Source organism: Micromonospora sp. NBC_01740, assembly GCF_035920365.1.
Lineage (GTDB): Bacteria > Actinomycetota > Actinomycetes > Mycobacteriales > Micromonosporaceae > Micromonospora > Micromonospora reichwaldensis.
Genome location: NZ_CP109150.1, coordinates 4924719 through 4938071, shown reverse-complemented (window position 1 = coordinate 4938071; position 13353 = coordinate 4924719). Strand labels below are relative to the sequence as shown.

The window sequence follows — 13353 nt, the reverse complement described above, 5'->3', positions numbered from 1 at the left end:
GGCAGAGCGGACGGGAGACCCGCCCGCCCTGACTCTCGGCCTCCGTCAGGTCACGTTGCACATCGGCCGGGGACCCTCGGCCATCGTGAGATCGCCGATCACGATCCGGTGGTCGGTGGTGGGCGTGTGCAGCCTGCAGCTACGGAAGTTCACGCCTCGGCCGAGCAGGTAGTCGAACTTCGCCGCAGCGGTGGGAAACCCGGGCCCGGTGTGCGGGAGGGTCTTGACGCAGCGGGTGTCCTCGGCTGGCCCGCAGAACGGGTCGACGTCCCTGAACCCGGCCTGCCAGATCGGGCCCATGACCTTCGTGACGTACGGCCGGGTGTTGAGGTCACCAAGAACGAGTGCGCGAGGGTACGCCCGCGTGGCGCTCACCAACTCGCCGACCTGCTTCTGCCTCATCTCTTCGCGTTCCCTCGTCGGCTCACTGAGCTGCGTGTTGAACACCCGGACCCACTGGCCGTCGACCTTCGTGGTGAACGACTGCATGCCGCGCGCCTCCCACCACCCCTCGTCCACGCTGTAGCCCTTCTTGTTGTGGGCCCTGACCGTGGTGCCCTTGGCGTAGACGATCGCGGTGCCGAGCCGACCTGGACATCCGATGTTCTGCGCGGCCGTTCCGGTCCGGTACTCGTACTTGAAGCCCGCTTCGTTGAGCTGCCGGACGGCCTCGCGTACCTCGTTCAGGCAGGATTCCTGCAACGCGGCCACCTGCGGCCGGAAACGCTTGATCTGATCCGCGACCGACTTCGGCGTGCCGAGTTTCTGACCGTTCGTGTTCCACGTCATGAACCGGTTGGGGATCGGCTTGAGGGCCTCCTCGGCGGCGTGGGCAGGGCCGGCGTACGCGGGCGCCACGAGCCCCGCCACCGCCGCCACCGACCCGGCCAGCCATACCCTCGCGATGCGCCATGCTGCGCGTCTTGTGCTGCTCGACCTGCTCATGTCTCCCCTGTTCCTGTGGATCAGTGTCGGACTGGCCGGGCGACGTGCCAGGGGCGCCGGTACTTCTCGCTTCGGGCGGACATTCGCCGTCTGCCTTCACTCCGCCATTCGGCTCCGAGTGCGAAAGGTCGTCCCGTGTGGCCAGATCTGCTGAAAGTGTCACCGGCGGTCGGTGATGCGGAAAAGGGTCTGCGCCGTTCGGAACAGTTCCGAACGCGCTGCTCGGACGCGCTGATTTGACCTTTGTGGACACGGCCAGGCACTTCTTCAGCAGGCGGCATCAAGAAATTGACCGGCTCGTGTCGATCGGTTACGGGCCGCCTTCGCCGTCGGGGCCGTGCAGAAACGGGCCGTCGGGGCCGCGTCGGCTGGCGCTGTCGCGGAAATACCGCAGCGACCGTTCGAAGTTCCCGACCGCGCGGTGGTGCCCGCCCTCGGCGAGATCCGTCCGGCCAAGGCCGTCGAACACCCCCGCCGCAATTCTCCGTGTCGCCCAGGCGCGTGGGTCAGGCGGCGGGCTCGGCGGCGCGTGGGTCGGGCGGATGGTCGCGGCGACGGTCAGGGGCTGGCGGCGAGGAAGACGAAGGCGGCGAGCAACACCAGGTGCACGCCGCCCTGGAGCACGGTGGCCCGCCCCGGCACCACGGTCAGCACGCCGGTGACGACGGTGAGGGCGAGCAGGGTCACCTGGGTGCCGCCGAGGCCGAGCAGCAGCGGGCCCTCCAACCAGATCGACGCGATCGCTATCGCGGGGATGGTCAGCCCGATGCTGGCCATGGCCGAGCCCAGGGCCAGGTTCAGGCTGATCTGCACGCGGTCGCGGCGGGCGGCCCGCGCGGCGGCGATCGTCTCGGGCAACAGCACCAGCAGCGCGATGATCACGCCGACGAACGACGGGGGCAGGTTCGCCCCGGCGACGGCGGACTCGATCGCCGGGGACACCGACTTGGCGTCGCCCACCACGGCGACCAGTGCCACCAGCAGCAGGCCGAGGCTGAGCAGGGCGGCCCGGTCCGACGGCGGCTCGGCGTGTCCCTCCGCGTCGAGCACCCGGCCCTGGCTGTTGACGGGCAGGAAGTAGTCGCGGTGGCGGCCGGTCTGCACCATGACGAACAGGCCGTAGAGGGCGAGCGAGACCACGGCGGCGAAGGCGAGCTGCGCAGAGGTGAACTGCGGGCCCGGCTGGCCGGTGGTGAAGGTCGGCACCACGAGGCTCAGCGCGGCGAGGGTCGCCACGGTGGCCAGCGCCCCGCCGGTGCCCTCGGAGTTGAACACCGCCACCCGGCGGCGCAGCGCCCCGATGAACAACGACAGCCCGAGGATGCCGTTGCAGGTGATCATGACGGCGGCGAAGACGGTGTCGCGCGCCAGGGACTGCGTCTTCTCGCCACCGCTGATCATGAGCGTGACGATCAGGGCGACCTCGATGACGGTGACGGCCACGGCGAGCACGAGCGAGCCGTACGGCTCCCCCACCCGGTGGGCCACCACCTCGGCGTGGTGCACGGCGGCCAGCACCGCGCCCGCCAGCAACACGGCCACCACGACCACGACGGGGCCGGACAGGTCGCGCCCCCAGGTCAGGATCAACACCAGGATCGCCAGCAGCGGCGTGACGACGGTCCAGTCGGTCAGACGGGTGCGGAACAGCGCGGCCATGCCCCCACCTTCGCAGAGGCGACGATCATCCGGCCCCGGACCGTCAGTCCGGGTCCGGCAACCACGGCCCGAGCGCGGCGGGATCGGCGACCGCCTGGCGTACCTTGGCACGTTCCGGTGCGGTCAACGGGAGGGTCGCGAGCCGGCCGCCCCAGTCGGGCACCAGCTCCGGCTTCCCCAGCGCGAGCGACAGCTCGATCAACCCGGCCAGCGCCAACGCCTGTTCGACGGCCGGGGCTGCCCCGCCGTGCCGACGCAGCCCCGAGTTGAGCGCCCGGAAGGCGGCCAGGTCGTCGGTCTTGAACTCGCGCAGGATCCGCGCGTTGTCGAGGACCCGGGCCAGCCCCTGCAACCGCTTCGAACCGCCGTACTCCAGCTCCGCCGGCTCGTCGCGTCGGATGAAGATGATGGTGTTCCCCGACGGATCGACGACGCTGAACCGCGACGCACCGGCACGGTAGCGGGTCATCCGGGGGCGTCCCTTGGCGAGCACCTTGCCGTAGGTGCGGCGCATCCCCTCGCTGAACGCCGCGTGGTAGGGCGCGACCTCGTCGACCATCACCAGGCAACCGCCGGTGTTCTCGGCCGACGGGTCCACGCCCCTCGGCGCGCCGCCGTAGTGCAGCTCGAACCCGCTCCACCGGAACGCCAGGTAGACGTACGGCTTCGTCTGCTCGTACGTGACCTCGAAATCGAGCGCACGCCAGAACGCCAGGGTCTCCTCCGCCGACACGCAGTGCAGCAGCGGCACCGTGGTCTCGTTCGGCTGGACGTGGTTCTCGGTCATCGTCGGCACCCACTCCCCCATCCGGGTCGACAGCCCGGCCATTGTGCCAACGCGCGTGCCGCCACGCACGCCCCCCGGCGGGGGGCGAGGACGAGCGTGACCGGCCTCGCCCGGCGGATGACGCCGAAGGGCCGAGGTGCCGGCTCAGTGCGCCGACGTGGCGCCGAGTTCGACGAGGAGCACACCGCCGGCGATGAGACCGATGCCGAGCATCATGACCTTGGTGAGCGGGTCGTTGAAGGCGAACCGCGCGATGATCGCGGTCAGGGCGATGCCGGCCGCCGCCCAGACGCCGTAGGCGACGCCGACGGCCATGCCGGCGCGGAGGGCCAGGCTGAGGAAGACGAAGCACGTCACGTAGCCGCCGACGACGACGGGCGCCCATGCCTTCCTGCGCAGCCCCTCGGAGGCGCGCAGTGCCATGGTGGCGGTGACCTCGAAGGCGATCGCGGCGGCCAGGAAGACCCAGCTCATCGCGCCCCCTCTGGCTCGTGGTGGACGTCGTGCGGCGCGGTGTGCCCCGATTCCGCCTGGTGGGAGCCGAGTTCGACGAGCAGGACCCCGGCGACGATGACGGCGAAGCCGAGCCCCATCACCCAGGTCAGGGCGTCGCCGAACAGCAGCGCGGCCAGCAGCGCGGTGAGGGTGACCCCGCTGGCGGCCCAGATGCCGTACGCGACGCCGATCGGCATGCCCGCGCGCAGGACCAGCGAGAGGAGGACGAAGGAGAGGGTGTAGCCGACGACGACCAGCGCGATCCACGCGGGGTGGTCGTTGGCCGCCCGCAACGCGAGGGTCCCGCTCACTTCCAGGCCGATGGCTCCGGCGAGGTACAGCCACTGCTTCACGAAACGTCGCCTTCCGCGGTCAGGTCTTCGATGAGCGCGACGAGGGCGTCGCGGTCCTGCGGTTCGGGTGGGAACAGGCCGGTGGCGAACGCGCTCCAGAGGCCGTCGGCGGCCAGCCGGGCCAGGGTGAGCCGGGCGCGCGTGGTCGGTGGCAGGTCCGGTGGCAGGTCGAACCACTTGGCGAGCCGCCCGACCCAGGGCCCCGACAGCGCCGGCCGGTAGGCGGCTTCCGCGGCGACCGCGTACTCCGCGCGGCTGGCGTCGCCGCCGTACGCCACGCGGGCGTAGGCCCGGATCCGCGCGGCGGGGGTCGCCTGGTCGAAGGGCACCGCGAGCGTGGCGAGCATCGCGTCCTCGACCCGTCGCGCGGCGTGCTCGACGATCGCCAGCAGGAGGGCGTCGCGGGTCGGGAAGTGGTACATCAGTCCCGGCTTGGTCATCCCCGCCTGCCGGGCGACGGCGTCGAGGGTGATGTTCGCGCCCTCCTCGGCGGAGATCAGGGTCATGGCCGCGTCGAGAACGGCGGTTCGCTGGCTCGGTCGCACCCCGTTACTTTACCTTCCGGACGGTAAAGTAACCAGGCGCCCGTGAGCACGATCAGAGCGAGGAAGCCGCAGCGGTCGGGGACCCGCTGGCGGGTTTCCATGTCCCGGCACGGCGGCGGGGCACAGACCGGTCCACAGCGAGGGCGACAGCATGACCCGATTGTGTCGATTGCGGCGAATCGTCCCTCGCCGCCGCTGCGGTGTCCCCACGATGTGAACAAGGTCGGACTCGGAACTGAGAGGGGTAGTGCGCGATGAGGCGTCGACGCAGCAGGAGGGTGCCGCTGCTACAGGCGGCAGCGATGTCCCTGGCGGCGATGGTGGCGGCGGCAGCCGTCGTACGGGCCCGCCGCCGCCGCGCCGCGAACAACGCGGCGGTCGCTGGTGTTCCGGGCCTCGGGGAAAGCGCGTTCGCCGATGCGGGCACCGGCGGGGTGCCGGTCCCCGGCGGCGCGGCTGCCCGGGACAAGCGGACGGCGTCGCCGGCGGCCGCGACGCGGTGAGGACGGGGAGCGCCGCCCCACGCCCGAGCCGGCACGGCGCCGGCCCGGCGTGACCAGGCGGCGCGCCCGCCGGCATCGAACACGAGCGCCCGTCCCGTCGGCGCGGGTGAGGGCGGAGGCGTTCGCCGTACGGCCGTCGTCGTTCACCCGTGGGCAGGCGCGGGCCGGGGCCGCGCGGATCGTCCGCCCGAGCGTGGGCCCCCGGCCGGTCGGCGGGCGCGGGATGCGCCGACAGCCGGGCGGTGACGTACAGTTCCGGGTCGGACTTGGCGTGGGCCGGGAAGACACGGCGCGGAAACGGGACGAGACAGCGACGGCATGACGGCGGACAACATCACCGAAACCGGCCACGACGGCATCGACCGGAGCCAACTGGAGACCTGCCTCAGCGTCTTCGAGGCGTTGGAGGACCTGCCCCCCGATCACCCCGACGTGGTGCGCGTACAGCGGGCCACCGCGCGGCTCTACAAGGTGATCAAGCAGCGCCGGCGCGAGGAGCGGCGGGACGCGCTCGCGGCGGCCGACCGCGCGGTGACGGCGGCCACCGCCACCGGCGCGCCGGGCCGGATCGACGACGAGACCCAGGGGATCCCGCTCGCCTCCCCCACCGAGGGCACCACTGCGGGCTTCCTGCACAACCCGCGCGGCTGCTATGTCTGCAAGCAGCGCTACCGCGAGGTGGACGCCTTCTACCACCAGCTCTGCCCGTCCTGCGCGGCGCTGAACCGGGAGCGCCGCGACGCCCGTACCGACCTGACCGGCCGGCGTGCGCTGCTCACCGGCGGCCGGGCGAAGATCGGCATGTACATCGCGTTGCGGCTGCTGCGCGACGGCGCGCACACCACGGTGACCACGCGGTTCCCGCACGACGCGGTGCGCCGGTTCGCGGCGATGCCCGACAGCGGGGAGTGGCTGCACCGCCTGCGGATCGTCGGGATCGACCTGCGCGACCCCGCCCAGGTGATCGCGCTCGCCGACTCGGTCAGCGACCAGGGCCCCCTCGACATCCTGATCAACAACGCGGCGCAGACCGTGCGGCGCAGCCCCGGGGCGTACGCGCAGCTCGTCGCCGCGGAGGCGGCGGCCCTGCCCGAGGGCCCCCTGCCGGAGATCGTCACGTTCGCCAAGCCGGCCGGGCGAGGCGAGACGGCGGGCGGCCTGACCGCCTCGCCGCAGTCGACCCCGCTCACCCCGCACGCGCTCACCGCCCTCGCGCTGACCAGCGGCTCCGCCTCGCCGGAACGGATCGCGGCGGCCACCGCCATCGACGCCGGCGGCCTGGTGCCGGACCTCGACCCGGTCAACAGCTGGGTGCAGCGGGTGCAGGAGGTCGACCCGGTCGAGCTGCTGGAAGTGCAACTGTGCAACGTGACGGCGCCGTTCGTACTGGTCAGTCGGCTGCGGACGACGATGGCCGCGGCGAAGGCCCGCCGCAAGTACGTGGTGAACGTGTCGGCGATGGAGGGCCAGTTCGGCCGCGGCTACAAGGGGCCGGGGCACCCGCACACCAACATGGCCAAGGCGGCGCTGAACATGCTGACGCGCACCAGCGCCCAGGAGATGCTGACCGACGGCATCCTGATGACCAGCGTGGACACCGGCTGGATCACCGACGAGCGGCCCCACCCGACGAAGATGCGGCTGGCGGATGCCGGCTTCCACGCCCCGCTGGACCTGGTCGACGGCGCGGCCCGGGTGTACGACCCGATCGTCCGCGGCGAGCAGGGCGAGGACCTGTACGGCTGCTTCCTCAAGGACTACGCACCCTGCGACTGGTAACCGACGCGTCACCAATCTGACACTATTGCCAACCTTCGATGGGTGTGTAAAAGTTCTTCACTGACTTCAACCTCGTGCAAGAAAACCTTCGAGGGAGACCGGGATGAGAAGGACCACCACCTGGCTGCTGGGCCTCGCCACCGCGGCGGGGCTCACCGTCACGCTCGGCTCTGCGGCCGTGGCCGAGTCGGCGCCGGCCCCGCAGCCGCAGTCCGTGGCGGTGTCCGCCGTCGGTCCGCAGCCCGGCACCTTCGTCGGCAAGGGCTTCGACACCTGCACCGCCCCGTCGCAGTCGGCGATGAACGCCTGGCGGGCCAGCTCGCCGTACCGCGCGGTGGGCATCTACATCAGCGGGGCCAGCCGGACCTGCGCGCAGCCCAACCTGACGGCGACCTGGGTCGCCAACCAGGTCGCCAACGGCTGGCGGCTGATCCCCATCGAACTCGGCTACCAGGCCCCCTGCGGCACCCGCGCGCCGAAGATGTCCGCCGACCCCGCCACCGCGCGCTCGCAGGGCCGCACCGCCGCCGACAGCGCCGCCAGCGCCGCGCAGGCGCTGGGCATCGGCGCCGGCAGCACCATCTACAACGACATCGAGCACTACCCGACGACCGCGTCGTGCCGCGCCGCGGTGCTGTCGTTCCTGTCCGGCTGGGTCGAGCGGTTGCACACCAAGGGCTACCTGGCCGGCATGTACTCCAGCGGATCCTCGGGCATCAAGGACGTCTGCCTGGAGTACAACAACGCGAGCTACACCAGGCTGGACCAGATCTGGATCGCCTGGTGGAACGGCGTGGCCGACACCGACGCCGGGAGCTACTGCTCCGACGCCTACTACGCGAACCACCAGCGGCTGCACCAGTACGCCGGGGACGTGACGGAGACCTGGGGCGGCGTGACGATGAAGATCGACCGCAACTACCTGGACGTGAGCACGTCGCAGCAGCCGCCCCCGCAGCAGTGGACCACCACTATCGACAACACCACGTCCGGCCGGTTCACGGCGGGCGCCAACTGGAGCACGTCGTCGTACTCCGGGCAGCGCTTCGGCACCGACTACCGGTTCGCGAACCCGACCTCGGCCAGCGACGTCGCCTGGTACCGGGCGAACGTCCCCGAGACGGGGACCTACGAGATCTCGGTCTGGTACCCCGCCGACCCCGGATACAACGCCCAGACGCCGTACGTCGTCGCCACCGCCTCGGGCAACCGGTCGGTGACGGTCGACCAGCGCGTCAACGGTGGACGGTGGGTGTCGATCGGCGTCTTCACGCTCGCGGCCGGCGACGGCAACAAGGTCGGGGTGAGCCGCTGGACCAGCGGCAGCGGCTACGTGGTCGCCGACGCGGTACGCATCACCCGCGCCTGACCGTACGCTGCCGGGTCAGCGCCGTCGATCCGGGTAGTTCTCACCCAGTTCGATCTCGGCCCGTACGGCGAACTCGCGCAGCCTGGTGATCGCCTCGGCGGGCCCGCCGGTGGCCTGCACCATCGCCGACTGGGCCAGGATGATCAGCGCCTCGACCGCCTCCTGCGGCCGGGGGTTGACCAGGGCGGCGACCTGGCCCATGTCGTCGTCGAAGTAGGCGAGCAGGATCCGGCTCGCCAGCCCGATGGTCCGAGCGGTGTCCCCCGCGAGGTCGTCCGCGCCGCCCGGCGTCACGTCCCGCGCCCCGCCCACGGCGCCCTCCGGTGGTCGGTCACGCCCGGCCGGTCACCGGGGGCCCGAGGGTCTCGCCCTCGACCAGGGTGCAGGGCAGCAGCCGCTGGTGGTCGCTGTCGCGGCCGTGCAGGATGTCGTCGAGCACCTCGATGGCCTGCCAGCCCATCTCCCTGCGGGCGATGTGGAAGCCCGTGAAGTCGAGGTCGGTCTCGGCCTGCCGGGTGGGATCGCCGAGGGCCACCAGGGACAGGTCGCCGGGCACGGACATGCCCCGGGCCCGCGCCGCCTCGGCCACCGCCACCGCCTCGACCAGTTCCTCGCAGAGGACGGCGGTGACCCGGGCCGCGCGCAGTGCGTCGAGCAGCTCCGCCGTGGTCCTGTCGCCGACCGGCTCGTGCCGGCCGTCCACACCGGTCTCCCGGACCGCGGCGGTGAAGCCGGCGAGCCGGTCGGTGGCGGACTCGGCCCCGGCGCCGGCGCCCACGTACGCCAGCGCCCGGTGCCCGAGGCCGACGGCGCGATGGACGAGGGTGGCGGTGGCCCGGGCGTAGTCCGCGCCGACGTAGGGCACCGGACCGCCCGCCCCGGACGGCAGGTGGGCGTCGTCGCGTCGACCGACGGACACGAAGGGCATGTCCCCGGCGACCATCCGGGCCAGCTCGTCGCGGGGGATCTCCCGACCGAGCAGCACGCAACCGTCGGCGAGCCGGATGCGGTTGTTGTCGTGGAAGATCCGGCGGCTGCCGCCGCTCACGGGGGCGCTGGTGAACAGCAGCAGGTCGCACCCGATGCTCTCCGCGCACGCCTCGATGCCGGACATGAACGGGTGGTAGAAGTTCGCGCTGGTGCTCGGGAACACCGACTCGTAGGTGAACACGCCCAGGATCTGGTTGTGCTGTTGCAGCAGCCGCCGGGCGAGCGGGTCGGCGACGTAGCCCGTCTCGCGGATGACGCGCAGCACCCGTTCCCGGGTCTCCGGGGCGATCCGCCAGGCCGCCTCGGTCCGGTCGTTGAGCACGAGCGACACCGTCGTCTGACTCACTCCGGCCATCCGCGCGATCTCGTGCTGCGTCAGCCTGCCCCGCCCTGCGGACACGGATATCGGCCACCTTCTCAGCATCACGTATCGCCGATGGTTGTCGCGGAGGATGCTGCCCGGCCCGCAGAACCGGTGTCAAGGGCCGACGGACGCAGTAATACGTATTACGGCCTCCGGCGGTATTGACCCGGGCCTCTCGCTGATCCAAGACTCAGCGCATCCCCCGGCAACGCGAGGAGCCGACATGCCTGATCACGCCCTGTCCCGCCGTGGCCTTCTCCGGGCCGCCGGCCTCACCGGCCTCGCCGGCACCGGCCTCACCGCCCTCGGTCCGCCGGCGCACGCCCGGCAGAAGACCCCACGGCTCGGCACGATCGCCCTGGTCCCGCTCGACGACCGGCCCTACACCTGGTACGCCCCGCAACAGATCGCCACCGGCGCCGGCTACGACACCCTCCTGCCGCTTCGGGAGACCCTGGGGCGGCACTTCACCCCCGGCGACGGCCGCGCCGTCGGCCAGTGGCTCACCTCGTCCACCACGCAGGCGGACGCGCTGGTCGTCGCCCTACCGATGCTCGCCTACGGTGGACTGCTCAACTCCCGCAACAGCTCCGTGCCGGAGGCCGAGGCGTTCGCCCGGCTGGCGGCGGTACGGACCGTCCGACAGCGCCGCCCACACCGGCGGCTCTACGCCTTCGACACCATCATGCGGCTCACCCCCGAGGGGCCGTGGCGCAACGAGCTGCGGGCCTGGGCCACGGTGAAGGACGAGGTCGACAACCTCGGGATGGTGGAGAAGCGCCCGCAGCTCGACGCGCTGGAGTCCCAGATCCCGGCCGACGTGCGCGACGACTACCTGGCCACCCGGGCGCGCAACCACCGGATCAACCTGACGATGATCGAATGGGCGGCCGACGGGATCTTCGACTTCCTCGTGGTGGGCCAGGACGACGCCACCGGCCACGGCCTGCATCGACCCGAGTCCCAGGCACTCGCCGCCCGCATCGCCGAACTCGGCGTCGGCGACCGGGTGGTGATCTACCCGGGCGCCGACGTGGTGGCCGCCCTGCTCATTGCCAAGATCACCGTCAGGGACGCCGACGTGCGCCCCCGGGTCAGCGTCGAGTACTCCCGGGTGCCCGGCGAGGAGTGGACCGCGCCCTACCAGAACATCCCGTACGCCCAGCTCGTCAAGGGCTACGTCGACATCCTCGGCGGGACGGTCGCGGACCGGCCGGAGCAGGCCGACCTGGTCCTGATGGCCAACACGGGCGGCAGTTCCGCGTCGGTGGCGCCGTTCGCCGACCGCCTGGTGGCCCACGTCCGGGCCGGACGCCTCGTGGCCCTCGGCGACGACGCCATCGCCGGGCACTCCGACCGGCGGCTGCTGTCCCTGCTCAACGGCCGGATCCGGTACGTCGAGCTGGCCGGCTACTCCGGCTGGAACATCGGCATCAGCCTCGCCCAGGCGACGTCCCGCTGGGCTCTGCGGCAACGCTCGCTCCGCGGTGACCTGCCGCCCGGCGCGCCCCGCACCGTCGGTGAGCCGGTCCTGGCCGCCCGGCGGGCACTCCTGCACGACGCGGCCCGAGCCACCATCGAGTTGTCCATCTCGGAACTGGTGCAGACCGACTCGTACCGCGCCTCGAACGTCCGCACCGCCACCACCGCCTACGCGTCCGCGCTGGGTGAGCCGGACCCGCAGAACATCGCCACCCACTTCGCCGAGATCAACGCCTATGCGGTCGACAACACCGTCCCGCACGCGGAGAAGCTGTTCGCCGACGAGTTCGCCGGGGCCACGCTCGCCCTCGGCAGCGACGGACGGGCGCCGGTGACCGCCCGCGTGGACCGGCTCGACGCCTGGCACCTCTACCTGCCCTGGAACCGCACCGGCGAGATCGCCGCCGAGCCCCGGATCGTCCTGACCCCGGATCGGGGACGACGGTGAGGGCGCGGGCGGCCGCGCTGCTGGCCGCGCTCGTCGTCGCCGCCGCGACGCCGGTCCCGACCGCCCCGGCCGTCGCCGCCACCCCGGTCCCGCTCGTCGACAGCTACTTCGACTGGCTGGTGGCCTCACACGACGGGGTCCGCAACGGGTTGCGCCGGGACATCGAACACGTCCACGGCGACCAGCTGGCGATCGCCGGCAAGACCTGCACCACGGCGAGCCCGTGCACGATCGGCGGGCCGCGGCAGAGCACCGCCGCCTGCACCTCGCTCCAGTTCATCTCGGTCTACCTCGACCAGCGGGCGGCGTACGAGCAGCGGTCCCTGTCGAGCGTGGAGACCGCGCTCGTCGACGAGTTCGCCGGCGCGGTGCTCGCCCACCGGCTCGCCAAGGACCCGAACGCGCCGAAGATCTTCGACGACGCGGTGGCGAGCACCCCGGACGGCCAGCTCCGCTACTTCACCTCGTTCGGCAACGCGGCGTGCGGAGAGGCGCTGCTGGCCGCCCACCAGGCGACCGGCACCGCCGGGTACCTCGACGCGGCCGTCGGCATCGGCGAGTTCCTGCTCCGGATGCAGGACCCACGCGCCTACTACCTGACCCATGGCGTGCATCCGTTCGTCGACGCACTCGGCCAGCCCACCACCCCGCCGGGCGGCTATGTCGACCAGATCTCCAGCTGGAGCAACCTCTACTCGACGATCTCCACCTGGAACCTCACCGCGATCGCGTTCATGCAGCGGTTGCAGACGGCCGTCGCGCCGCCGGACAACCGGTACGGCCAGTCGGCCGCCACCGCCCGGCAGTTCCTCACCACGGGACTACAGCTCGGCGCGGACTGGTACACCTTCGACTTCGACTCCCCCGCCACCAGCCAGAACCGCGTGGTGGCGCAAAGCGCGTACCGCGCGGACTGCCGCGACAACCGGTGGCACCGCAAGGGCTCCTGCACCTACACCGACGGCCGGATCGCCGGCGGGACCCTGGGCACCGACATGATCGAGTACGGGCTGGCCGGACTCTACGACCACGAACGCCAGCTCAACGGCGCCAGTTCCGCGGCTGCCGCCGTGACGACCCTCTACACCACGTACACCAGCCTCCCGGGCTGGCACACCGCCTCGGCCAGCGACCCGCTCGACTGCGTCGACGACACCGCGTCCGGGGCCGTGGACCCGTACTACCCACCGGACAACCAGGGTGCGACGCCGACGGGTGACGCCCGCGACTACGACCCGCACCTGTCCTTCGGTGGCTTCTTCCGCCTCACCCCGCCCAACGAGAACGCCGAGGCGAAGTACTACGACATCGTCGGCTTCGGCATCCTCGCCGAGCTGCGCGAGGAGCTGGTGCCGGCCAAGTTCGCCGCCGGCTACCAACGGTTGCAGCAGGCCGACCGGCAGGACGCGCTCTACGCCCTGCTCGACCGTTCGCTGGCCGCGATGTTCCTGCCCACCCGCGACGCCGACGACCTCGACGGTGACAGCGACACGACCGAACACCTGTGCAAGGGCACCCGGGGCACCCTCCCGGTCGCCCACAACGGCCTCGGCATCCTCAAGGCCGTCGGGTACGCCGCCACCCGGTGACCGCGCCACCGATCCCCGATGACCTCGTCCACCACCATGACGAAA

General features: G+C 71.9%; 13 protein-coding genes. 5 read left to right on the top strand and 8 right to left on the bottom strand.

Features of this window, described 5'->3' with window-relative positions; genetic code table 11:
- Positions 1-45: 45 nt before the first annotated feature.
- From OG989_RS21865 to OG989_RS21840, 6 genes are all read right to left on the bottom strand, one after another.
- Positions 46-870, bottom strand: coding sequence for an endonuclease/exonuclease/phosphatase family protein (locus OG989_RS21865; protein ID WP_327028272.1), 825 nt, complete (start codon positions 868-870; stop codon positions 46-48).
- Positions 871-1503: 633 nt separating this feature from the next.
- The gene (locus OG989_RS21860) at positions 1504-2604 is read right to left on the bottom strand and encodes a calcium:proton antiporter (protein WP_327028271.1); all 1101 of its coding nucleotides are present in this window, start codon (positions 2602-2604) and stop codon (positions 1504-1506) included.
- A 43-nt stretch (positions 2605-2647) separates the two neighbouring features.
- Complete coding sequence (locus OG989_RS21855) at positions 2648-3391, bottom strand: glyoxalase (RefSeq protein WP_327028270.1); 744 nt, start codon at positions 3389-3391, stop codon at positions 2648-2650.
- 144 nt (positions 3392-3535) lie between these two features.
- Positions 3536-3865, bottom strand: coding sequence for a DMT family transporter (locus OG989_RS21850; RefSeq protein ID WP_327028269.1), 330 nt, complete (start codon positions 3863-3865; stop codon positions 3536-3538).
- Positions 3862-4239, bottom strand: coding sequence for a DMT family transporter (locus OG989_RS21845; protein ID WP_327028268.1), 378 nt, complete (start codon positions 4237-4239; stop codon positions 3862-3864). Before OG989_RS21845 ends, OG989_RS21850 begins: the two co-directional genes overlap by 4 nt.
- A complete protein-coding gene (locus OG989_RS21840) occupies positions 4236-4784 on the bottom strand; it encodes a TetR family transcriptional regulator (protein WP_327028267.1) in 549 nt (182 codons plus the stop codon). The genes OG989_RS21845 and OG989_RS21840 overlap by 4 nt, the downstream gene beginning before the upstream one ends.
- Positions 4785-5062: 278 nt before the next feature.
- On the opposite strand from OG989_RS21840, the gene OG989_RS21835 reads away from it, so the two are divergent.
- From OG989_RS21835 to OG989_RS21825, 3 genes are all read left to right on the top strand, one after another.
- The gene (locus tag OG989_RS21835; protein ID WP_327028266.1) at positions 5063-5287 is read left to right on the top strand and encodes a hypothetical protein; all 225 of its coding nucleotides are present in this window, start codon (positions 5063-5065) and stop codon (positions 5285-5287) included.
- 318 nt (positions 5288-5605) lie between these two features.
- Positions 5606-7066 (top strand): SDR family NAD(P)-dependent oxidoreductase, encoded by a 1461-nt coding sequence (locus OG989_RS21830; RefSeq protein WP_327028265.1) that lies wholly within the window; start codon positions 5606-5608, stop codon positions 7064-7066.
- A gap of 103 nt (positions 7067-7169) precedes the next feature.
- Positions 7170-8435 carry a glycoside hydrolase domain-containing protein gene (locus OG989_RS21825; RefSeq protein WP_327028264.1) on the top strand — a complete coding sequence of 422 codons (1266 nt, stop codon included), beginning with the start codon at positions 7170-7172 and terminating at the stop codon, positions 8433-8435.
- A 15-nt stretch (positions 8436-8450) separates the two neighbouring features.
- On the opposite strand, the gene OG989_RS21820 is transcribed toward OG989_RS21825, so the two are convergent.
- Positions 8451-8747, bottom strand: a complete 297-nt coding sequence (locus OG989_RS21820) for a hypothetical protein (protein WP_327028263.1) — start codon at positions 8745-8747, stop codon at positions 8451-8453.
- A 19-nt stretch (positions 8748-8766) separates the two neighbouring features.
- Positions 8767-9825 carry a LacI family DNA-binding transcriptional regulator gene (locus OG989_RS21815; RefSeq protein WP_327028262.1) on the bottom strand — a complete coding sequence of 353 codons (1059 nt, stop codon included), beginning with the start codon at positions 9823-9825 and terminating at the stop codon, positions 8767-8769.
- A 187-nt stretch (positions 9826-10012) separates the two neighbouring features.
- Between OG989_RS21815 and OG989_RS21810 the strand changes: the two genes are divergently transcribed.
- Together OG989_RS21810 and OG989_RS21805 are read left to right on the top strand one after the other, a co-directional pair.
- Positions 10013-11719 carry a DUF4127 family protein gene (locus tag OG989_RS21810; protein ID WP_327028261.1) on the top strand — a complete coding sequence of 569 codons (1707 nt, stop codon included), beginning with the start codon at positions 10013-10015 and terminating at the stop codon, positions 11717-11719.
- Positions 11716-13308 carry a hypothetical protein gene (locus tag OG989_RS21805; RefSeq protein WP_327028260.1) on the top strand — a complete coding sequence of 531 codons (1593 nt, stop codon included), beginning with the start codon at positions 11716-11718 and terminating at the stop codon, positions 13306-13308. Before OG989_RS21810 ends, OG989_RS21805 begins: the two co-directional genes overlap by 4 nt.
- Positions 13309-13353 lie beyond the last annotated feature (45 nt).